The sequence below is a fragment of the Burkholderia stabilis genome (genome assembly GCF_001742165.1).
GTDB lineage: Bacteria > Pseudomonadota > Gammaproteobacteria > Burkholderiales > Burkholderiaceae > Burkholderia > Burkholderia stabilis.
The window spans coordinates 1766003-1789363 of sequence record NZ_CP016442.1 but is presented as its reverse complement, the minus strand read 5'-3'; the positions used below and the strand labels follow the sequence as shown (position 1 = coordinate 1789363).

The window sequence follows — 23361 nt, the reverse complement described above, 5'->3', positions numbered from 1 at the left end:
CGGTCGGTGGCCGCCGCGTGCGCATCCTGTCGCTCAATGAGGCGAAAAATGCTCACGCCGCTGAGCGGTCGATTCGATCGAACGAGTCGGTCATTTCCCTGACCGCGCATTATCGACCGTCCGATTCGGAGAAGATTGTCTACTGGCTCAACGAATCGGGCATGGGCGCGGCAAAGGAAGCGCCGAGCGTGTTCATTCGATTCAAACACCTTTTTGCGGGCGCAATGAACGTCGGGTCGCTCCGTGGTGAGCGGGTATTTGTGAACGACACCATTGCGAAGAGTGAACTTGCTACACGCGTGGAGCGGATCGAGGTACTGCCGTTCCCGTTGACCAGCAAGGTTGGCGAACTGCCCGGCGAATATGGTCGCATGATCGCAGTGGAAGTCGGCAATGTCGACATGACGGATGACGAACTGATTGCTTGTCTTGATGCTTTGGGGCAGCCCGGCATCGAAGAATTGCTGGTGTTTTCCGCCAACAGGCAGGTCTGCGAGCGCATGGTCGGAATCGGTGAGCGTGTCGTGTTGAAACCGAAGGTCGTCCGGGAGTTTGATGCTTTTGAGGTGGCATTGTCCCGTAGCCTGTTGTATGCGGGAATCGGACTGGATGCGCGACTCAGTTTTCAGCGTCTGTCTCTGGCGGCGGCACTGTTGCGACCCGTCGTGTTCTACCGCTCGTCGATCGACGAGCGCTACTTCGTGAATGAAGTGACCGGGTTTGAAACCGATGATGTCGATTTCGTTGGCCAGATTGCCGGGATGTTCGCGAGCGGGGTGCTGCCGCCGGAGGCGTTCGGCGAAAGTCTGCACCTTCATCAGATGAGGCGTTACAGCCCGGACAAAATTTTGATGGACGCACTGCAATGAAGCTTGCATTTTTTACTCCGTTTCATGCGGCATGCGGCCCTGGCTTCATGTCGAAGGCTGTCGTCGAATGTCTGAAAGACTACTTCGACGTCACGGTCTTCTATCAATGGCACGCCGTACACCAGCCGTATGAGGTTGAAGACGTCGACGTTCGTATCATTGACAGTGATATGGACATGGAGTCGGTCGCCCGCGAATTCGATGCGGTGATTTATAACCTGGGCAACAACGAAGAGAATCACTACTCGATCTTCCAGTGCCTGAAGAAGTTGCCGGGTATCGTCGTGCTACACGATTTCGTGATGCAGCACGGGATCGTCAACGACCTCTTCAATCGCAAGCAAAAGCCCGACCTGTACTATTGGCTGCTTGCCGCGTTATATGGCAAGGATGGCGTGCGAGCCTGTCATTCCAGCGCGCTGAGCTATGCAGGAGGTGTGCGCGGCGGCTGGGATTCGCCGTCGGTGGCTTCGTTCCCGATGTTCGAAGTCTTTTCCGGGCTCGCCTCGGCGTGTGTGGTGCATTCGAAGTTTTTTGAAAGCCAGCTGAAGCCGCACTTCGCCGGTCCGATTCTGAGGTCACGGAATCCGTACGATCTCAAACGTGTACCTTCCGAAGAGGTGATCGACACCTTCTACAAGGTTCGCGAAAAGGCGGGTGGCAAGGTCGTTTTTGCAGCGTTCGGCCATATGTCGCCGAGCAAGTGCATCGACCGGGTCCTGCGCGTCTTCGGTCATTCGGAGCGCCTGAAGAAGGAAGCGCGACTTATCCTTTGCGGCGGTGCTTCACCCGAATACGATCAGTATCTGCGACGCCTGTGCGCTGACGGCGATCTTGGTCATTGCGTCGAGTTTCGCGGTTCAGTCAGCGATACCGAACTGTATGCGCTTCAGGTTGAGGCCGACGTGTTCGTCAACCTCCGGCAGCCCAATACCGAGGGACAGTCGGGGTCGCTGATCGAACAGCTCGCAGCTGGCAAGCCGGTGATCTGCTACGACACGGGTTGTTATGCTGATTTGAGTGACGACGTCGCATATAAAGTGCATAGTACGGCTGATTTCAACGAACTTCAGCGCGTATTCGAACGTCTCCTGAACGGTGTTGCCGAACGTCGAGAAGTGGGCCTGCAAGGCCGCGCGGCAGCACTGGAGTACGATTGCGCCCGTTATGCGCGGGAACTGTTCGAGTTTGTCTTTGAGAATCGCGAGTATTTGAAGGCTTTCCAGCAGCGGAATTTCGATGCATTGCGGCCCCTGGGTGTTTCCGGAGCGACCATCGATACACGGCATCCCGAAAACTACTCGAAGACCCAATCCATCTGGGGCGTGCTGGACGGCTTCGTTTCCCATGCGTCGTCGCAGGCGCTTTCCCTGATTCCCGGGGATGCGCGACATCACTACCTGTCCTTCCTGACCCAGCCCTATCGGCCGTTGGTTGACAGCCTTCTCGAGTTGTCGGCAAGCGATGTTCAGGATGCCGAGTTGGAGGCGGACGGGTTGTCGTTGTATTCGACTGCATCGGCTCCGGTGCTGGACACCTCGTTCTGGACAAAGCTGAAGTGCCCGATCAGCGAGCACTTCGCGTATATCGGGTACAAGAAGCTGCTGTGTCGCGATCCTGATCTCGCCGGCCTTCGCGACTACGCCGAGAAGTTGGCGTCGGAAACGCTATCGAGGAAGGAAATGATTTTGGCCATGCTCCGTTCTACCGAGTTTGCGGAGCGCTTCGGCGACATTCGGAAAAGCAGCGACTACGTCAGCCTCATGCGCTGGGCAGACGCTCAGGTCGCTTAACGTACGGAGATCGGTTGATGGCACAACGAAAGAAATATTCGGTGTACGGCTCATGTCAGGCGCCGGCGTTAGCCAAGGTGCTGAACAGTTGCCCGGCATTCGTCCGTGACTGGGAACTGGTGGAGATGGAGCCGTGCTTTGTCGCCAGCGAAGAGCAGATCGATCGCCATCTTGCGGAAACGATACCGAAGCTCGATCTATTTCTCTATCAACCTGTCTCGGAGGGGTATCGGGGAGAGAAATTCTCGTCCGTATTCCTCAGAAACAGTATGTCGCCGGGTAGTGTCGCGTTGTCGGTGCAATACATGCATTGGGAAGGCTATCATCCCACCGTTAATTCGCCGTACGGCCTGCCACCCCATCCGGAAGGCTATGTCGATGCGTTGATTGCGGGGGCCGTCGTCATGGATGTCGACACGGATACCTACCTCCGACACCTCGAAGAGATTGGCGCGTCACTGCGCCTCGATATCGACGAAATTGAAAACTGGTGTGTTGACGAACTGAAGTCGCGAGAAGTCGGTGAGAACGACGGCGGAAAGCAGATCGACATTTCTGTCACTGATTTCATCCTGGCCAATTATCGTCAGAAGCGGTTGTTCTACACGATGAATCACCCGACCGCGACGCTGATGCGAGAAATCGCAACGCGATGCATGTTGGCGATGGGCTATACGTACTCGGATATCAGCTTCGATCAGGGTCTTGATCCCTTGGATGTCACCAAAATATCCTTGTACCCGATATACCGAGATTGCTTCGATTTCTCGGAATTGAACAGAATGAACGAGTACCAGGTGCTTTACAAAAAGAAGGCCTACGAACCGTATCTTCTGGAACAGTTCGACTGGTTTGGGCGCTCGTCGAAGGATGAGGTGTCTGCCTTCTTTGATCGTGTCGTCGCGAATCGTGGATGGGTTCGCACGGCACTGCGCAGGGCTTTTGAATCATGAAGGTATTTCTTGTGGGCAGCACGGGGTACATCGGCAAGACATTGCACGATGCGTGCAGCCGGCGCTGGAGAACGCTGGGAACGTCGACGCGCGATGGTGCCGACATTGTTTTCTCGTTGGCCCGCGCCGAGACTTTTCCGTATGAGCAAGTGAGCGCGGGGGATGTCGTTGCAGTCGCTGCGGCCATATCGTCTCCGGACGCGTGCGCAAAGGACTATGAGACGGCATTCCAGGTGAACGTGACGGGAACCCTGGCGTTGATCCATGGCGTAGTGGCTCGCGGTGCTCGCGTCATTTTCTTCTCGAGCGATACGGTTTATGGCGCCAGCGAACAGTCGCTGGGCGAAGATGCGGAACTGACGCCGGCCGGTGTTTATGGTGCGATGAAGCGTCAGGTGGAGGCGGAGCTTGAAGGGAATGCTGCCGTCAAGGTGATTCGACTTTCCTACGTATTCTCGCTTCGTGACCGGTTCACGCAGTACTTGCTCGGTTGCGCGAAAGAAGGGAAACGGGCTGACATATTCAGGCCGTTTTCGCGCTGTGTCGTGTATTTGGGCGACGTCGTGGAGGGAATCGTTTCCCTGATCGAGCGATGGGATACGGTCGACGAACGAGTGATCAATTTCGTCGGGCCGGAACTGGTTGCCCGAGAGGATTTCGTCGAAAAGGTCCGAGATCTGGCGGTGCCGGAGCTGGAATATGAGTTCAGCGAACCCGAGGCTGATTTCTTCGCAAATCGACCTCGCATCATCAATGTAAGTTCTGCGCGTTTCGAGAGGCTGTTGGGGCGGCGCCCTTGCAGTCTTGGTGAAGCGATTAATCTTGAATTGTCTAATTAACGGTGTGATATGGCAAAGCGTGTTTTGATTACGGGTATTACCGGGATGGTGGGGTCGCATCTGGCCGATTTCCTTCTGGAGAATACGGATTGGGAAATCTACGGTCTGTGCCGTTGGCGCAGCCCGCTCGACAACATTTCCCACCTGCTGCCGCGTATCAACGAAAAGAACAGGATTCGTCTGGTCTACGGCGATTTGCGCGATTACCTTTCCATTCACGAAGCCGTCAAGCAGTCGACGCCGGATTTCGTATTCCACCTGGCTGCGCAAAGCTACCCGAAGACCAGCTTCGACTCGCCGCTCGACACGCTGGAAACCAACGTGCAGGGAACGGCCAACGTGCTGGAAGCGCTGCGCAAGAACAATATCGACGCCGTAACGCATGTTTGCGCGTCGTCGGAAGTGTTCGGGCGCGTGCCGCGCGAAAAATTGCCGATCGATGAGGAGTGCACGTTCCACCCGGCATCGCCGTATGCAATCTCCAAGGTAGGTACGGACCTGATCGGGCGGTACTACGCCGAAGCGTACAACATGACCGTGATGACCACGCGGATGTTCACGCATACCGGCCCGCGTCGCGGCGACGTGTTTGCCGAATCGACATTCGCCAAGCAGATCGCGATGATCGAGCGCGGACTGATCCCGCCGATCGTCAAGACCGGCAATCTCGACTCGCTGCGGACGTTCGCCGACGTGCGAGATGCGGTTCGGGCCTATTACATGCTCGTGACGATCAACCCGATTCCGGGCGCCTATTACAACATCGGCGGCACGTATTCCTGCACGGTTGGCCAGATGCTGGATACCCTGGTCTCGATGTCGACCTCCAAGGACGTCATCCGGGTCGAAACGGATCCGGAGCGCCTGCGCCCGATCGATGCAGATTTGCAGGTTCCCAATACGCAGAAATTCGAGGCAATCACCGGCTGGAAGCCCGAGATCTCGTTTGAGAAGACGATGGAAGATTTGTTGAATTACTGGCGCGCCAGGATTTCCGCTGGCGAGAAATTCTTGACCCGATAGAAATATAAACAACCAATGAATCCGACAATCATTCGCGCACGGGCCCCGCTGCGGTTGGGCCTGGCGGGAGGGGGGACCGACGTAGCTCCCTACGCCGATACATTCGGAGGCTACGTCCTGAATGCGACCATTGATCGCTATGCATATGCAGTGATCAAGACGCTCACGATACCGGCCGTGCGGTTCGTCTCGACGGATCAGCAGGTAGAAAAACACAAGCTTATTTCAGAGCCACTGGAGCTGAACGGTACGCTGGACCTGCATAAGGCGGTGTACAACTACATGATCCGGAACTACAACCATGGCAAGCCGATTCCGCTTGAACTGAGTACGTTCTGCGATGCGCCTGCAGGTTCCGGCTTGGGGTCGTCGTCGACGCTGGTTGTCGTGATGATCAAGGCGTTTGTCGAGTTGCTGAATCTGGCGCTGGATGACTACGCGATTGCGCAACTGGCTTATCGCATTGAACGCGTCGATTGCGGGTTGGCCGGGGGACGCCAGGATCAATATTCGGCAACGTTCGGCGGCTTCAATTTCATGGAGTTCTACGAGCAAGAACGCACGATCGTGAATCCGTTGCGAATCAAGAACTGGATTCTTTGTGAACTCGAGGCGTCGCTGGTCCTTTTTTACACCGGCGTGTCGCGCGAGTCGGCAAAGATCATTCAGGACCAGAGCGACAACGTGGTGTCGCAGAAGACCGCGGCAATCGAGGCGATGCACGGTATCAAGCGTGAAGCGCTCGTCATGAAAGAGGCGTTGCTGAAGGGCGACTTCAAGTCCTTTGTCGCTTCGATGCGCCTGGGTTGGGACAACAAGAAGAATTCGGCCCGAACCGTTTCGAACGCACATATCGACGAGATTTACGACGCGGCCATGCGTTCCGGCGCTCAGGCAGGAAAGGTCTCGGGCGCGGGCGGCGGCGGCTTCATGCTGTTTTTCGTACCGACCGAAAAGCGCATGGACCTGATCAGGACGCTTGGCGAATACGACGGACAAGTTAGCAACTGCCACTTTACGAAGAACGGGACGCAGGCATGGAGAATCGCGAATTGACGTACATCACGGACAGTATTGCAGAGGCCCAGCGGGTGATGGCTGCGATGCTTGCAGACGACCAGTTGCTTGCGACGGTTCAGAAAGTTGCCGACACCTGCATCGCATCCATCTCCCAAGGTGGCAAGGTGTTGCTCGCCGGTAACGGCGGAAGTGCCGCGGATGCACAGCATATTGCAGGGGAGTTTGTCAGCCGGTTCGCGTTCGACCGCCCCGGGCTGCCGGCGGTGGCGTTGACGACGGATACGTCCATTCTCACGGCGATCGGTAACGATTATGGCTATGAGAAGCTGTTTTCCCGCCAGGTGCAGGCGCTCGGCAACAAGGGCGATGTCCTGATCGGTTATTCGACGTCCGGACGATCACCGAACATCCTGGCAGCGTTCCGTGAAGCAAAGGCAAAAGGAATGACGTGCGTTGGCTTCACCGGCAATCGCGGTGGAGAAATGCGCGAGCTGTGCGACTTGCTGCTCGAAGTTCCGTCGCCGGACACGCCCAAGATCCAGGAGGGGCATCTGGTTCTCGGGCATATCGTTTGCGGGCTGGTCGAGAACGCCATCTTCGGGAAGCAGTGAAATGAGGGAAGCGATCATCCTGGCTGGGGGGTTCGGTACGCGGTTGCGCACGGTTGTTTCCGACGTTCCCAAGCCGATGGCGCCGATTGCCGGCAGGCCATTTCTTGAAATTCTCCTGACGCGTTTGAGCGAAAAGAGATTTTCCAGGGTGGTCCTGTCCGTTGGTTTCATGGCGGAGAAAATCGTAGCCCATTTTGGCGATCGCTTCGCCGGAATCGACCTGGCGTATTCGGTCGAAAGCGCTCCGTTGGGTACCGGGGGCGCGCTGAAGGCAACGTTGCCATACTGCGAGGGCGACCACGCGTTCGTTTTCAACGGTGATACGTATCTGGATCTCGAAGTTGACGAACTGGAGGCCGATTGGCAGGGCAGCGGCTTTCCGACGATCGTGGCTCGACAAGTGCCGGATACTGGACGATACGGCAGTCTCGTCGTCGACGATGGGCGGGTGACCGGGTTTGCCGAAAAAGGCATTTCGGGGCCAGGCCTGATCAATGCCGGTTGTTATGTTCTGCCGAAGGACATTCTTGCTGGCGAGACGGCGGAGAAGTTCTCGTTCGAGGCCGACTTCATGGCGTCCGCTGTCCAGTCTCGCAGGTTCGATGTCTTCGTCACGCGCGGGCAGTTTATCGATATCGGGATTCCGGAGGATTTTTACCGCGCCCAAGATGAACTTTCTGGAATCTGCAAGTGAAGAATCGCGCGTTGTTTCTGGATCGTGATGGTGTCATCAATCGCGACGACGGCTATGTTTTCAAGATCGAGAATTTTGTCTTTCTGGACGGGATTTTCGATCTTGCCAGAGCCGCCAAGGCGTTGGGGTACTTAAGCGTCGTGGTGACCAACCAGGCGGGCATCGGGCGCGGCTACTATTCGGAAGACGACTTTTTCCGCTTGTCCGACTGGATGAAGGGGGTTTTCGCGACGGAAGGCGCGCCGATCGATGGCGTGTACTTTTGTCCGACGCATCCCGAGCACGGCGTTGGCAAGTATAAGGTCGAGTCCGATTTCAGGAAGCCGAATCCCGGGATGATCCTGGCGGCCCAGCGGGATTTCGATCTTGACCTCGGGGCGTCGTTGCTCGTGGGGGATAAGGAGTCCGATATTCAGGCCGGGTTGACTGCGGGTGTCGGGACGACTCTCCTCGTATGCGACAAGGACGTGTCCCGGGTGGCGACAACGGCAAACGCTGTCGTCCGCAATCCGCGCGATGTCATTCAGTTTTTGATGGATTCCGGACCGGAAGCGGGATCTCTCTGAAGGGGCATGGCTTGATCGACGTCAGGCGTTCCTCGTATGCGTTGTCCGGATCAGCATTGAGGAGTGCCGTGTGTCGTTGGTACAGATGACGCGCACACGTGCGCCCGTGCAACCGAACGGGGGCATGTGCCGTCACTGACGTCACGCTGTTGGAGCAGGGTGTCAGAAGAAGGGCGTGGGTGTCGAGCGGCAAGGTGGCGTCGCCATTTTGTTTACGATTTGCTCGAGTGCGTTGGGCCTTCATAACTCAATTAGATAAGAACTGTATGTCCCGCTTCTTCCTTGCCCTGCAAGGCACTGCCTCTCCTTTTTTTGGTCGACTCGCTGCCGGTCTCGGCCAGCGAGGCCACCAGGTTCGGCGTGTAAATTTTTGTGGCGGAGATCTGGCGTATCAAGGTGCGGAAAGCGCCTGGAACTATCGCGACGAACCCGAAGGTCTTGTCACGTGGTATCGCGATGCCATTGCAACCCATGGCGTGACGGACGTACTTCTGTTTGGGGATTGTCGTGCGATACACCGGCCGATGCACGAGATTGCTCGCGCCTCGGGTGTGCGTGTTCACGTATTCGAAGAGGGTTACGTTCGACCGCACTGGATCACGATGGAGGGGCACGGTGTCAATGGGCGATCGTTGTTGCCGCGAGACCCTGCCCACTATCTCGACGCGCGCACGCATATCCCGCCCGTAGTGCCCGGGAAGCCCACCGGCTACAACCTTTACGAGCGTGCCTGCCACGATATCAGGTACCGGATGGCCAACGCGGTCTACGCGCACCGCTTTCCACATTACAAGTCTCACCGGCCCAGGAGCGGATTCCAGGAATACGCGGGTCTTGCGTATCGCGCCATTCAGCAACGCGTGCGCGACAGGGAAGCAGAGAACGTTACTCGTGATTTGCTGGAGCGAAAGCGTAAATACTACCTGTTTCCGCTGCAGCTCAACTCCGATTCCCAGATCGTCGATCATTCCCCTTTTGGCGGAATTTGCGACGCGATTGCGATTGTTTTACACTCATTCGCCGAAAATGCGCCCGGCGACAGTTGGCTCGTGATCAAGAATCACCCGCTGGACACGGGGCTGATCCGTTACCGTCAATTTGCAACGGCACTTGCCACCGAGCTGGGTATCGAAAAGCGGGTGATCTTCATCGACGCAGGCCACTTGCCAACGCTGCTTGATCAGTGTCGTGGCGTGGTCGTGATAAACAGCACGGTCGGTTTGTCCGCCGTGCACCATCGTCGCCCGCTCGTTGCATTGGGCACCGCGATCTACTCGATGCCGGGGTTGACCTGGCAAGGAAGCCTGGCGGACTTTTGGACAGAGGCCGACAGCCCGGACATGAATCTCTATCAGGCTTTTCTCGACTACGTGATGCACCATACGCAGATCAACGGCGATTTCTATACGCGTACCGGTATAGAAATGAGCGTCGCCGGCGCCGTGAGCCGGCTCGAGGCGGTGGCGTGAGCGACGGCGCCTGGCCGCGGCATATCGCCATTACGGGTGCGAGCGCCGGTCTCGGGCGCGCGCTGGCCCGGGGTTACGCACGACCAGGGGTGGTGCTGAGCCTCGGCGGACGTGACGCGGTGCGCCTTGATGAAAGTGCGGCCGAGTGCCGTGCCCGCGGCGCTACGGTTTTCGTTGCAACCGTCGATGTCCGGGACGCCGGTGGCATGCAGCGGTGGCTTGAACAGTTCGACGATGCTTACCCGATCGACCTGTTGATCGCAAATGCCGGCGCGGCCAGTACGCTTGCGCATGGCGGTGACTGGGAGACGCGCGAACGCACCGCTGAAATTGTCGATACGAATTTCTACGGCGCGATGAACGCCGTACTACCGACCATCGATCGCATGCGTACGCGTGGTAACGGCCAGGTCGCGCTGATCAGTTCGCTCGCGGCGTTGCGAGGCATGGCGATTTCCCCTGTGTCACGGGGCGGCGCTATGGAGCCAATGCGGGGTCGGCATAAGGGCGCCACTTGAGGGGCGGCACATAGGCGCCAGTCCAAGGGCGGCGTAATGGCGCCACGTTAGGGGCGGCGCATAGGCGCCAGCAGCATCAGGGCGAGAACGCGGTTCGAACTTTCCGAGTCGGTACGCTCCGTTCTTTTTGAACGGAGCGTCCATGGCCAACAGGAGGTTCGAATTGTTTGAATACCGCCAAGTCCTTGTCCGCATGCGGCAAGGCGATTCTGACCGCGACATCGCGCGCGGCGGTTTGATGGGGCGCAAGAAGCTGACGACCGTGCGCCGCGAGGCTGAAGCGCGTAGTTGGCTGGATCCGGTGCAGCCGCTGCCGGACGACGCTACGATCGCGGGTGTCTTCGGGCGCACGCCGCACCTGCCGCACACCTGTGTGTCGACGGTTGAGCCATATCGCGAACAGGTCCGCGAATGGCTTGCCGCCGGCGTTCAGGGCACCACGATCCATGCCGCCCTTCAACGCAATCATGGCTACGCCGGCAGCTATTGTGCCGTGAAGCGCATGCTGCGCCATCTGGCTGCCGAGCGCAGCGTGGCCACCACAACGATCCTCGACTTCGCACCGGCCGACGCCGCGCAGGTCGACTTCGGCGCGGGACCCGTGCTGACGGTCGAGGGCATTGCGGTCCGGACGTGGATCTTCGTGATGACGTTGTGCTGGTCGCGCCACCAGTATGCCGAGATCGTGCTGGACCAGACCGTCGAGACGTGGCTCGCCAGCCACCGGCGCGCCTTCGAATGGTTCGGCGGCTGTCCCGACCGGGTCATCATCGATAACGCGAAGTGCGCGATCATCCGGGCGTGTCGATACGAGCCGGCGGTGCAACGCTCGTACGCCGCGCTTGCCGAGGGATATGGATTCCGGATCGACGCCTGTCCGCCGCACGATCCCCAGAAGAAGGGCGTCGTCGAATCGGGCGTCAAATACGTCAAGAAGTCCTTCGTGCCGCTGCGCGAGTTCCGGGATCTGGCCGACGCCAACCGGCAACTGCGCGAATGGGTGATGCAGCAGGCCGGCACTCGTATCCACGGCACCGTCCACGAACGGCCGCTGACGCGCTTCGGCGTCGAGCGCCCGTTGCTCGCTGCATTGCCGGACGTGCCGCCGGTACTGTCGGTCTGGAAGGAGGTGGCGGTCCATCGCGACGGCCACGTCGTCTACAAGCACGCGCTGTACTCTGCACCGTTCACGCTCGTCGGCAAGTCGCTCTGGCTGAAGGCGACCGATACGGTCATCCAGCTGTTCCATCGGCATGAACTCGTCGCAACCCATCCGCGGCAGCGGGCCGGCGGTCGCCACACGGTGCGAGATCACCAGCCGCCCGAAGCGCAGGCCTGGCTCGAGCACGATCCGCAGTGGTGTCTGGCGCGCGCGAAGGAGATCGGGCCGTCGTGCCACGGCGTGATCCTCGCGCTGTTCAACGACAAGGTGCTCGTCAACCTGCGCGGCGCGCAGGGGATCATCCGGCTGCGACAGAAAGTCGGCGATCAGAGGCTGGAAGCAGCCTGCGAGCGTGCGCTCGCGTTCAGCAGCGCGAAGTACAGCACCATCAAGGGCATCCTCGACAAAGGCCTGGACAGCGAACCGGTGCCGCGTCCCGCGTCGGCCCCGACTGGCGCTTACCAGAACGGCGGCCGCTTCGGCCGTGATCTCCAATCCCTGCTGATCCACTGACACCATGAACCCGAGTCCCGAATTGAATTCCATCCTCAAACAGCTGCGCCTGTCCGGCATCCTCGACTCGCTTGAGCAGCGCAACCGTCAGGCGATCGACGGGCAGCTCGCCTATACCGAGTTCCTTGCCATGCTGCTGCACGACGAGGTTGCCCGTCGCGAACACAAGAAGCTCGGCACCCGTCTGCTGCGCGCCGGCTTCGCGATGGGCAAGACGCTCGAGACGTTCGACTTCGACCGGCTGCCTACGTTGAACCGCTCACACGTTCATGATCTCGCGACAGGCCGGTATCTCGACGAGAAGGTCGCGATCCTGATCGCCGGTCCAACCGGCACCGGCAAAAGCCACTTGGCCCAGGCGCTGGGCCACTGCGCCGCCCGCCAAGGCCGCGATGTGCTGTTCATCTCGCAGACCGAGCTGCTCAAGCGATTGAACGCCGCGCGCGCCACCGGCGCCTATGACCGCAAGTTCCAGCAGTACGCCCGGGTGCCGCTGCTGATCGTCGATGACTTCGCGCTCAAACCGCTACGTACCCCGCAGGACGAGGACTTCCACGATCTCGTCGCGGCCCGCTACGAGCACGCGGCGACCATCCTGACGTCGAATCTCGACTTCGGTGAATGGGGCGCCGCGTTCCCCGACAACCGCATCCTCGGCACCGCCACACTCGACCGACTACGCCACGGCGCCTACCGGCTCGTCCTCGAGGGCGACAGTTACCGCACCCCGAAACCGATGCCAGATCCCCCTCAAAATGCAGTTGCCAAAAACGGCAAAAAACCGCAACCTTGAAACCGTTCGAATCCGCGTTTTACCCCCGGTTCTGCTGGCGCCATTACGCCGCCCATCCCCGGCTCCTTTACGCCGCCCCGCGACACCCTGCCTATTGCGCGAGCAAGGCTGCCTTGAAGGCATGGGGTGACTCGGTGCGTCCGGTGCTGAAGCGCGACGGCATTCGTCTATCCGTCGTTTTGCCGGGGTTTGTCAAAACGGCGATGAGCGACGTGTTTCCGGGAGACAAGCCTTTCCTGTGGTCGTCCGACAGGGCAGCGCAGTACATACAGCGCGGCATTGCCGCCCGGCGTGCCGAAATTGCGTTCCCTGGTCTCCTCGCACTGGGCATGCGGTTGCTCCCACTGTTGCCTGCGGTGATCGCAGACGCGATCCTGGGTCGACTGTCCTATTTGCCGCGCGAGGAGCGATAGCGTGGCGTCGTCGATTTCGATCACGTTCGTCTTTGCCATTGCCCTGTCATTTGCCGCAGATACGATTGCAATTCCTCGCGCAGCCGTTCGCCGTGCCGCCTTGGCGCTGGGGGTGCACGTCGCGAGCGTTCTATTCATCGCCTGTGTCATCCTTGCGCTTACCCATCGCCCGCACTTTGCCGCGTTTCTCGCACTGGCGCTGGTGGCGCTTGCCAGCGCAGTCAGCAATGCGAAATTCGCATCCCTGCGCGAACCTTTTGTTTTTACCGACCTGAGCCTGTTCAGTCAGTTGTTCTCGCATCCGCGTCTTTACTTGCCGTTTTTGAGCACGGCAACGGTCGTGGCGATGGTGCTCGGCTCGGTCGTTCTCGCGGGGGGCTTCTTTCTCGATCCTGCGGTCTCGTCGCAAACTGCGTGGCGAGCTGCGGCGACGGCCTTGATTTGTCTCGCGACGAGCTGCCTGTTTGCCGCGCGCTTACCCCTCACGCTCGACCCGCTCGAAGACCAGCGTCGTCACGGATTCTTTGCCGTCTTTGTCGCGTACTTGCTGAACGGCATGCGGCCCGCCACGTTTCGCTCGATGGCAGGATTGATTTCCGCCGGTCCGTTTTCCCGCGAAGATGAGTCGCTTGGCCATCCGGACGTGATCGTGATCCAGAGCGAATCGTTCTTTGACCCACGCCCGTTGTCGGCAGCGATCGATCCGTCGATCCTGCATCACTTCGATCGGGTGTGCCGCGAGTCGGTCGAGCACGGGAAACTGACCGTGCCCGCCTGGGGGGCGAACACAATGCGTTCGGAATTTGCGCTCCTGACGGGTTTGCCGTCATCGCAACTTGGCTACGCCCGTTTTATCCTTACGCATTCGTGCGGAGCACCTGTGCTTCACTGGCGGGCTGGTTTCGCCGGGCAGGTTATCGTACGGCGGCGATTCATCCTTATTACGCGGATTTTTTCGGTCGCAACCGAGTTTTTCCGCTGCTCCAGTTCGATCGCTTTTTCGACATTCGTGCGTTCGGCGATGCACCGCGTGCCGGTCCGTATATTTCAGACGCGGCCGTGCTCGACCGGATTGTCTCGCTGCTCGACGAGAATCGCACGCAACCGGCGTTTCTGTTCGCGATGACGATGGAGAATCACGGCCCGCTGCACCTGGAGCCGGTGGTGGCCGGGGAGGCTGCCCGCTACCATACGCTCGGTGACGATTCCACGTGGCGTGACCTCACGGCGTACCTGCGCCACGTCGCCAACGCAGATGCGATGATCGGACGGCTTGTCGCCTATCTGCGCGCGTGCCGTCGAGATACGATCCTGTGTTTCTACGGCGATCATGTGCCCGCGTTGCCGCATGTATTCGAGAAGTTCGGGAACATACCCGACCAAAGCAATTACTTCATCTGGCGGAATTTCGGAGAGCATTCCCCCGGAAGCAGGACCGAGCGGTCGAGGATCTTGGCACCGTGTTGCTTCGCGCGATGAAGACGACGGGTGGGCAGGCAGTTTCGACTGGCGCGTCGGAGATAACAACGTAGCTATGATTAACACCAAGATCGCAATTATCGGTACGTCGTGCCGATTCCCGGGCGGAGTTTCCGGACTGGAAGATTACTGGCAATTGCTCGAGGGCGAACGCGACGCAGTCACCGAAATCCCCGCCGACCGCTTCGGCACCGATTTCTACCAGCATCCGTCCAAACGCGAGCCGGGCAAGAGCTACACGTTCTCGGCCGGCGTGCTCGACAACGTCGCCGGCTTCGATGCCGCATTCTTCGGCATTTCCCCGCGCGAAGCGGCCCAGATGGACCCCCAGCAGCGCCTGCTGCTCGAACTCGCATGGGAAGCCTTCGAGGACGCCGGCGTGCGTCCGGCCGACATGCGCGGCAGCAACTGCGGCGTCTTCGTCGGCGCCGCCAGCATGGACTACGGCAACCGCAACATGGACGATCTGAACGTGATCGATCCGTATTCGGCAACCGGCAACACGCTGAGCATCGCGTCGAATCGCGTGTCCTACCTGTTCGACCTGCGCGGCCCGAGCATGTCCGTCGATACGGCCTGCTCGTCGTCGCTCGTCGCACTCCATCAGGCCGTCAAGGCGCTGCAGTCCGGAGAAGCCGACGTGGCGCTCGCCGGCGGCGTCAACCTGCTGCTGCACCCGTTCGGCTTCGTCAGCTTCTCCAAGGCGTCGATGCTGTCGCCGCGCGGCCGTTGCCGCGCGTTCGATGCGACCGGCGACGGCTACGTGCGCTCGGAAGGCGGCGCATTCGTGCTGCTCAAGCCGCTCGATCGCGCGCTCGCCGATGGCGACACGATCCACGCGGTGATCGCCGGCTCCGGCGTGAACTCGGTCGGTCACTCACCGGGCGGCATCAGCGTGCCGGGCGCGGCCGCGCAGGCGTCGCTGCTGCGCAGCGTGTACGCGCGCGCGGGCATCGACCCGCAGTCGCTTGCCTATCTCGAAGCGCATGGCACGGGCACCGCGGTCGGCGATCCGATCGAGGCGCGCGCGCTGATCGACGTCGTGTCGGGCGAGCGCCCGGCGGATCGTCCGCTGCTCATCGGTTCGGTCAAGACCAACATCGGCCACCTCGAGACGGCATCCGGCATGGCCGGCCTGCTGAAGGCCGTGCTGTGCCTGAAGCATCGCGCGGTGCCGCGCTCGCTGCATTTCGTCACGCCCAATCCCGGGATCGATTTCGACGGCGGGCGGCTGCGTGTCGTCGATCGCTACACGCCGCTCGACGCGGGCGGTGCGCCGCTGACGGTCGGCGTCAACTCGTTCGGCTTCGGCGGCACGAACGCGCACGTCGTGCTGACCGAAGCGCCGGCTGCCAAGGATGCGCCGACGGCTGCGCCGGAACCGGCCGATGCGCCGTCTCCGCTCGTGCTGACCGCGCGCAGCGCGAATGCGCTCGGCGCGCTCGCGGGCCGCTATCTGTCGATGCTCGACAACGGCGGCGACTGGCAGGCGCTTGCTGCCGCGGCCGCGCGTCGCCGCCAATGGCTTGAACATCGCGCAATCGTTGCACCGGCCGACGTGGCCGAAGGCCGTGCCGCACTCGCGGCGCTGGCGCAACCGGTACCGGCGGGGTTGCCGGCCTGCGTGGCAACCGGCGAAGCGCCGGCCGACGCGCTGCGCACCGCGCTCGTCTTCTCGGGCAACGGGTGTCAGTGGGTCGGGATGGGCAACGAGCTCTACGCCGAAAACGCCGTGTTCCGCGCGGCGCTCGACGAAGTCGACGCGCTGTGGTGCGCCGACGGCAGCCCGTCGCTGGTCGACGTGATGCGCGGCGGCCCGAGCGCGGAATGGCTGGCCGGCGCAGGCGCCGAATGGCTCGCCGCGACGGAGAACGCGCAGCCGCTGCTGTTCGCGATCCAGGTCGGCATGATTCGCGTGATCGACGCGCGCGGCATGCGTTACGACGCGGCGATCGGCCATAGCGTCGGCGAAATCGCCGCGGCGTGGGTAACGGGCGCGCTGTCGCTCGCCGACGCGGTTCGTGTGATCAAGATTCGCAGCCGCGCGCAGGCGATGACGCGCGGCAGCGGCCGGATGGCGGCCGTCGGCATCGGCGAGGCCGCCGCGCGCGAGCTGATCGCGCGCCACGGGCTGGCACGACGCGTCGAGATCGCCGGCATCAACAGCCCCGATGCGGTGACGCTCGCGGGCGAGCTGCAGGGCTTGCAGGCACTGGAGGCCGCGCTGCGCGGCAACGGCAAGTTCTTCCAGATGCTGGATCTCGACTACGCGTTCCATAGCAGCCACATGGACCGCATCGAACCGGTCGTGCTGGCCGAACTGGCCAGCCTGCGGCCGCAGCCGGGCAACGGCGCTTTCGTGTCGACCGTGACCGGCGGCGCGCTTGCCGGCAGCGAGCTCGATGCGCGCTACTGGTGGCGCAATATCCGCGAGCCCGTGCGCTTCGGCGACGGCATCGCGCATCTGATCGAGCAGGGCATCCGGCTGTTCGTCGAGGTATCGCCGCATTCGATCCTGCGCACGTACGTGAAGCAGGCGCTGGCGGCTGCCGGCGCCAACGGCGTGGCACTGCCGACGCTCAAGCGCGATCACGGCAGCGCGGCGACGCTGCGGCAGGCGATTCTGTCGGCGATCGCGCATGGCGCGAACGTCGATCCCGATCGCTTTGCGCCGGGCGCGTCGCATGCGGCACTGCCGTCCTATCCGTGGCAGCGCGACCGCTATTGGCTGACGCCGACCGTCGAAGGCTACGGCCTCGTCAACCGCCGCCGCGAGCATCCGCTGCTCGGCTATCGCCTGCACGAACACGCGTTCGCGTGGGAAAACCAGCTCGATCCGGCGAAGCTGCCGATGCTGGCCGATCACGCCGTCGATGGCGGCGTGGCGTTCCCGGGCGCGGGATACGTGGAAATGGCGCTCGCCGCGGCGCGTGTCTTCTTCGATACGCCGGACGCGGCACTCGAAAACGTCGAGATCCGCACGCCGGTCGTCTTCCAGCCGCAGCAGGCGAAGCTGTTCCGGCTGGTGATCGAGCCGCGCACCGCGACTTTCACGATCGAGACGCGCGACCGGATGACCGAAGGCGCGTGGACGCTGAACGTCACGGGGCGGATGCTGGAAAGCGGCAACGCGCTCGGCGCGGCGAGCGTCGTACCGTCCGATACGCTCGCTCGCCTGCTCGCGCTGCCGGCCGCCGACGGCGACACGCTGTACGCGAACACGGCGACGATCGGTCTCGGTTACGGGCCGGCGTTCCGCTGGGTCCGCACCGTGCGGGTCGCCGCGGACGACGACGCGGCGCTGGCCGACGTCGCCGCGCCGGCCGCATGTGGCGATGCGCGGGCGCTGTCCGCGTATCTGCTGCATCCGGCGCTGATGGACAGCGGGTTTCATCCGCTGTTCGCGTTGCTTGCCGCCCATGCGCGCGACGGCGAGCATCCGGCCTACGTGCCGGTGCAGATCGGTCGCGTCGACTATCTGCGCGGCGACACGGTCGAACGCGTGCTCGCGCGGATCGACCGGCGCAGCCCGCATTCGATCGTCGCGCATTTCGAATTCCTCGACGCGCAGGGCGCGATCGTCGCGCGGCTCGGCGGTTGCCGGTTCCGGCGCGTCGATCTCGTCGGCCGTCGGCAGAACGCGCCTGCGCGGTTCGTCTATCGTCTTGAAGAAGTACCGCTGCCGGATGAAGTCGACGCAGCAGGGTTGCCGGCTCCCGACGCGCTGCTCGCGCAAGCCGCTGCGCGGCTCGACGCCGCCGAACACGGCGGCCGTCGCACGCAGCACCTGACCGAAATTCTGCCGCTGCTCGACGTGCTCGCGAGCCTCTACGCGCTTCGCGCCTTCGACGTGCTTGGCGCATTCGCCGGCACGTGGCAGCCGTCGCCCGCGCATGCGGCGCTGGCGGCGCGTCTTGGCAACATGCTGGTCGAGGACGGTCTTGCCCATCGCGACGGCGACGACGGCGCACGCCTCGTGCGTGACGACGCGGCGTGCGCGGCGTTGCCGCCGCTCGACGAGCTGTGGCGCGGGCTGCTGGCCGAGTCGCCGGGGCACGTGGCCGAGCTGACGCTGCTCGCGCATTGCGGCGCGGCGTTGCCGGACGTGCTGAGTGGCGCGAAGGATGGCGCACGTTTGCTGTCGCCGACCGGGCACAGCCTGGTCGAGCAACTCCTTGCCGCATCGCCCACCTGGCAGCACGTGCACGCGCTGCTGACGGCGAGCGTCGAGCAGGCGGTCGACGCATGGCGCCCGGCGCGCCGGCTGCGCGTGCTCGAACTGGGCGCGACGGACGGCGACGTGCTGCAGACACTCGGCATGCATCTCGCGGCCGCGCGCTGCGATCACACGATCGCCGCGACGGCCGGCCAGCTGGCCGGGTTCGATGCGGATGCGGAAGCGGCGGTGCGCACGGTTGCGCTGCAGCCGGGCGAACGGCTGTCGCTGTCGGCCGACGAAGCCGGCCCCTACGACCTGATCGTCGCGAACCGCGCATTGGGCGGCCGCCAGGATGTGGCCGATGCGCTGAACGCGATCCGGTCATGGCTGGCGCCGGGTGGTTTGCTGCTGCTGGCCGAGTCGCGCCGCGGCCGGTTCTCCGACATCGTGTTCGGCTCGCAGGCGACGTCGGCGGAAGCCGGCGCGCCCGTGCCGCTGGCGCCGGCCGATCTCGATGCGGCGCTCGAGCGCGCGGGCTTCGTCGACGTCGTGCGGCACGTCGAGCAGTCGCTCGATCTTGACGGCACGCCGACGTTCGTCGTCGCGCGCAACCCCGCGAGCGCCGTCGCCGCGTCAGGCGGCAACGACCCGAGCGATCTCGATACGCTGGCACGCACCGAGCAATGGCTCGTGATACACGCGCCGGATGCCGTCGGCGGGTTCGGCGGGCGGCTCGCGGATGCGCTCGCGCACGCGGGCTATCCGGCCGATATCGTCGACATCACGCATGCGGCCGATGCGATCGCTTCGTTGCCGGCCGGGCAGCCCGCGCATGTCGTGTTCTGTGCGCCGGAAACGCCGCTGGCCGAATCGGCAACGGGAGACGGCCTGATGGCCGCGCAGCGTAACGGCGTGATCGCGCTGGCGGCGCTCGTGCGCGCGCTCGGCGCGCAGCCGAACGCTGCCACGCGGCTGACCGTCGTCACGCGCGGCGGGGCGCCATTCGCCGGCACGGCGAATGCGCATCCGGAGCAGGCGACGCTGTGGGGCCTCGGTCGCGTGCTGGCGAACGAGCATCCCGAGCTCGCGTGCCGCCTGATCGACGTCGATCCGATGGCGGACCGGATTCCCGATGCATTGATTCGCGAATTGACCGGCGCGGCGGTCGAGGAAGAAGTCATCCTGAACGCGCACGGCCGGCTGGTGCCGCGCATGCTGACGGCCGCGCAGGCCGCGGCCCGCACCGACGGCGCGATCGCGCGGGCGGCGGTGCTCGCGTTCGATGCGCCGGGCTCGTTGCGCAATCTCGAATGGTTTGCGTTGCCCGAGCACGCGCTGGGCGCGGACGAGGTGGAAATCGAGCCCGTTGCAACCGGCCTCAACTTCCGCGACGTGATGTACGCGATGGGGCTGCTGTCCGATGAAGCGGTCGAGACCGGCTTCGCAGGTGCAACGATCGGCATGGAGCTGTCCGGCCGCGTCGTGCGGGTGGGGAGCGACGTGACGGCATTCGCGCCGGGCGACGCGGTGCTCGGGTTCGCGCCGGCGTCGTTCGCGACGCGCGTCAGGACGCGCGCGCAGGCGATCGCGCCGAAACCCGAACGCCTGTCGTTCGAGGAAGCGGCGACCGTGCCGACCCCGTTCTTCACCGCGTACTACGCGCTCGTCGAACTCGCACGGCTGCGCCGCGGTGAACGCGTGCTCGTGCACGGCGGCGCGGGTGGTGTCGGGATCGCGGCGATCCAGCTCGCGCGCCATTTCGGCGCGGAAGTGTTCGCGACGGCCGGCAGCGACGAGAAGCGCGAGTTCGTGCGCCTGCTCGGCGCCGACCACGTGCTCGATTCGCGCAGCCTGGCGTTCGCGGACGAGATTCGCGCGATGACAGGCGGCCAGGGCGTCGACATCGTGCTGAATTCGCTCGCCGGCGAGGCGATGGTGCGCAGCATCGATACGCTGCGTCCGTTCGGCCGTTTCCTCGAGCTCGGCAAGCGCGATTTCTACGAAAACAGCCATATCGGGCTGCGGCCGTTCCGCAACAACATCAGCTATTTCGGCATCGACGCCGACCAGTTGATGGGCGCGCTGCCGGAGCTGACGGCACGCCTGTTCGGCGAAGTGATGGCGCTGTTCGCGGCCGCGGCGCTGCATCCGCTGCCGTATCGCGCGTTTCCCGCCGAACGGGCCGAGGATGCGTTCCGCTACATGCAGCAGGCGCGCCAGATCGGCAAGGTGCTCGTGACCTATCCGTCCGGCACGCCGGCGCCGACACGCGGGGTCGCGAGCGCGGGTTCGCTCGCGCTCGATCCGCATGGCGCGTATCTGGTGGTCGGCGGCACGGGCGGGCTCGGCTTCGCGAGCGCGCGCTGGATGGTCGAGCGCGGCGCACGCCGGATCACGCTGGCGAGCCGTTCCGGCGAACTCGCCGGCGCGGCGCGCGACGAAGTCGAGTGCTGGCGCGAGGCGCTCGGCGTGACGGTCGACGTCGTCTCGTGCGACGTGACCGACGCAGCGGCGGTCGATGCGATGATCGCCGCGATCGTCCGGCGCGACGTTCCGCTCAAGGGCGTGCTGCATTCCGCGATGTCGATCGACGACGGCCTCGTGCGCAATCTCGACGACGCGCGTTTGGCCGCGGTGCTCGCGCCGAAGGTGGCCGGCGCGTGGAACCTGCATCGCGCAACGCGGGCGCTGCCGCTCGACCTGTTCGTGGTCTATTCGTCGGCGACGACCTATCTCGGCAATCCGGGGCAGTCGAACTACGTCGCGGCCAACAGCTTCCTCGAGGCGCTCGTCGAACATCGCCGCGCGGCAGGGCTGCCCGGCACGTTCATGGCGTGGGGGCCGCTCGAGGACGTCGGTTTCCTTGCACGTAACGCGGATACGCGCGAAGCCCTGCAGTCGCGGATCGGCGGCGCGTCGATCACGTCCGGCGAGGCGATGATCGCGCTCGAGCGGGCGCTGGTCGCGGGCGCGGCCGGCGAAGCCGTGGTGCGGCTCGACTGGCACGCCGTTGCGCGCGGGATGCCGGCCGCGAAGGCGCGCCGGTATGCGCTGCTGCAATCGCACGCGAACGGCGGCGATGCGCGCGACGGCGGCACGCAACTGCGGGAAGATGTACTTGCGCTGCCGCGCGACGAAGCGATTGCGCTGGTGGCCGGGACGCTGCAGGCACAGATCGCGCGGATTCTGCACATGACGCCCGATCGCATCGCGCTCGACCGGTCGGTACTCGACATGGGCATGGATTCGCTGATGGGGATGGAACTCGGCCTCGCGGTCGAGGAAGCGTTCGAGGTCAAGCTGTCGGTGATGGCGATCGCGGAGGGCGCGTCCGTGACGACGCTGGCCGGACGCATCGTCGATTCGATCGGCGCGTCGGCCGATGCCGACGCCGGCTCCGCGGCCGATGCCGCGCAGGAGGCCGTCGCGGCGCTCGCCGCGAAGCATGCGATCGACGGCGAAGCGCGCGCGAAGCTCGACGTCCGGCCGGCTGCCGTCCCCGGTCATGCATCGCCGACGCTGGAGGTCGCCCGGTGAGCGCGCCGACCGGCTGGGCGACGCGCCAGGGCACGCTGGCAGGCCCGTTGACGATCGACGGTCACGGGCTGCATACGGGGCGCCGGGTGGGGGTGCGCATCCTGCCGGGGCGTCCGGAGGACGGCGTGACCGGCATCGCGTTCCGCCGCGTCGCACAGGGGCGCACCCTCGCGACGCTGCCGGTCGATCCCGCGCTGCGTCGCGCGCAGCCGCTCTGCACGATGCTGCGTAATGCCGACGGCGTCGGCGTTCGCACGGTCGAGCATCTGCTTGCTTCGCTGCTCGCGTGCGAGATCGATCACGCGATCGTCGAGCTCGATGCGGAAGAAGTGCCGATTCTCGACGGGAGCGCTACGCCCTGGGTGGACGCGATCCGCGCGTGCGGCCGCGTCGCGCTCGACGCGCCGAAGCGCTTCATCCGCGTGTTGCGGCCGGTCGTCGTCACGGATGGCGAGGGCGACCAGCGGCGCGAAATGCGGATCGAACCGGCGCCGCGTTACGAACTGAGCGTGCGCAACGACTTGCGCGGCTTCGGCGACATGCACTGGGACGGTGCGCTGACGCCGGCCGCATTCGCGACCGAAATCGCGCCGTCGCGTTCGTACGGGCGCGTGAAATGGGCCGTGCCGGCGATCGTCGCCGGCTACCTGCGCGGCGTGCCGATCCTGCGCGGCGCGCGGCCGTCGTGCACCGCTTCGATCGTCGGCAATCGCGTGCTGGGCGGGATGCGGTTGCCGGAAGAGTTCGTCCGGCACCGCGTGCTCGACCTGGTCGGCGATCTCGCGCTGGCCGGCGCGCCGCTGCTGGCGCGCGTGAGCGCGTTGCGGCCGAGCCACGAGATGAATTTCCGGCTGGTCGATGCGCTGCTGGCCGCGCCCGATGCGTGGCAGTGGGCCGAGTTTTCCGACGCGTGACACCACGCTTTTTCAAAATGCCCGGCGTAACATAGC

14 protein-coding genes and 3 pseudogenes are annotated in these 23361 nt (G+C 63.4%); all 17 read left to right on the top strand.

Annotated elements, in window-relative coordinates; all coding sequences use genetic code 11:
• The first annotated feature begins 17 nt into the window (after positions 1-17).
• Positions 18-869 carry a capsular biosynthesis protein gene (locus BBJ41_RS08365; RefSeq protein WP_069747634.1) on the top strand — a complete coding sequence of 284 codons (852 nt, stop codon included), beginning with the start codon at positions 18-20 and terminating at the stop codon, positions 867-869.
• Positions 866-2662: a DUF4214 domain-containing protein gene (locus BBJ41_RS08360; RefSeq protein ID WP_069746111.1), complete on the top strand. Its 1797-nt coding sequence runs from the start codon at positions 866-868 to the stop codon at positions 2660-2662. Before BBJ41_RS08365 ends, BBJ41_RS08360 begins: the two co-directional genes overlap by 4 nt.
• Positions 2663-2679: 17 nt before the next feature.
• Positions 2680-3615 carry a WcbI family polysaccharide biosynthesis putative acetyltransferase gene (locus tag BBJ41_RS08355; protein WP_167362195.1) on the top strand — a complete coding sequence of 312 codons (936 nt, stop codon included), beginning with the start codon at positions 2680-2682 and terminating at the stop codon, positions 3613-3615.
• Positions 3612-4454 (top strand): NAD-dependent epimerase/dehydratase family protein, encoded by an 843-nt coding sequence (locus BBJ41_RS08350; protein ID WP_069746110.1) that lies wholly within the window; start codon positions 3612-3614, stop codon positions 4452-4454. The genes BBJ41_RS08355 and BBJ41_RS08350 overlap by 4 nt, the downstream gene beginning before the upstream one ends.
• A gap of 9 nt (positions 4455-4463) precedes the next feature.
• Positions 4464-5477: a GDP-mannose 4,6-dehydratase gene (locus BBJ41_RS08345; RefSeq protein ID WP_069746109.1), complete on the top strand. Its 1014-nt coding sequence runs from the start codon at positions 4464-4466 to the stop codon at positions 5475-5477.
• Positions 5478-5492: 15 nt separating this feature from the next.
• Complete coding sequence (locus BBJ41_RS08340) at positions 5493-6533, top strand: GHMP family kinase ATP-binding protein (RefSeq protein ID WP_069746108.1); 1041 nt, start codon at positions 5493-5495, stop codon at positions 6531-6533.
• The gene (gene gmhA / locus BBJ41_RS08335; protein ID WP_122167270.1) at positions 6515-7108 is read left to right on the top strand and encodes a D-sedoheptulose 7-phosphate isomerase; all 594 of its coding nucleotides are present in this window, start codon (positions 6515-6517) and stop codon (positions 7106-7108) included. Before BBJ41_RS08340 ends, gmhA begins: the two co-directional genes overlap by 19 nt.
• Before the next feature lies 1 nt (position 7109).
• On the top strand, positions 7110-7802 hold the full coding sequence (locus BBJ41_RS08330) for a nucleotidyltransferase family protein (RefSeq protein ID WP_069746106.1): 693 nt from the start codon (positions 7110-7112) through the stop codon (positions 7800-7802).
• Positions 7799-8368: a D-glycero-alpha-D-manno-heptose-1,7-bisphosphate 7-phosphatase gene (locus BBJ41_RS08325; protein WP_069746105.1), complete on the top strand. Its 570-nt coding sequence runs from the start codon at positions 7799-7801 to the stop codon at positions 8366-8368. The genes BBJ41_RS08330 and BBJ41_RS08325 overlap by 4 nt, the downstream gene beginning before the upstream one ends.
• 266 nt (positions 8369-8634) lie before the next feature.
• On the top strand, positions 8635-9837 hold the full coding sequence (locus BBJ41_RS08320) for a capsule biosynthesis protein (RefSeq protein WP_069746104.1): 1203 nt from the start codon (positions 8635-8637) through the stop codon (positions 9835-9837).
• Positions 9834-10298, top strand: a pseudogene (locus BBJ41_RS08315) (SDR family NAD(P)-dependent oxidoreductase); the annotation flags it as partial. The gene BBJ41_RS08320 and the pseudogene BBJ41_RS08315, both read left to right, overlap by 4 nt.
• Before the next feature lie 220 nt (positions 10299-10518).
• Positions 10519-12030 carry an IS21 family transposase gene (gene istA / locus BBJ41_RS08310; RefSeq protein WP_027809980.1) on the top strand — a complete coding sequence of 504 codons (1512 nt, stop codon included), beginning with the start codon at positions 10519-10521 and terminating at the stop codon, positions 12028-12030.
• A 4-nt stretch (positions 12031-12034) separates the two neighbouring features.
• Positions 12035-12823, top strand: a complete 789-nt coding sequence (gene istB / locus BBJ41_RS08305; RefSeq protein ID WP_012213993.1) for an IS21-like element ISBmu1 family helper ATPase IstB — start codon at positions 12035-12037, stop codon at positions 12821-12823.
• Positions 12824-12909: 86 nt separating this feature from the next.
• Positions 12910-13236 (top strand): annotated as a pseudogene (locus tag BBJ41_RS08300) (SDR family NAD(P)-dependent oxidoreductase); the annotation flags it as partial.
• A 1-nt stretch (position 13237) separates the two neighbouring features.
• A pseudogene (locus BBJ41_RS08295) lies at positions 13238-14768 on the top strand (LTA synthase family protein).
• 2 nt (positions 14769-14770) lie between these two features.
• A complete protein-coding gene (locus BBJ41_RS08290) occupies positions 14771-22411 on the top strand; it encodes a type I polyketide synthase (protein ID WP_069746103.1) in 7641 nt (2546 codons plus the stop codon).
• Positions 22408-23325: a UDP-3-O-acyl N-acetylglycosamine deacetylase gene (locus BBJ41_RS08285; protein WP_069746102.1), complete on the top strand. Its 918-nt coding sequence runs from the start codon at positions 22408-22410 to the stop codon at positions 23323-23325. Before BBJ41_RS08290 ends, BBJ41_RS08285 begins: the two co-directional genes overlap by 4 nt.
• The last annotated feature ends 36 nt before the right edge of the window (positions 23326-23361 follow it).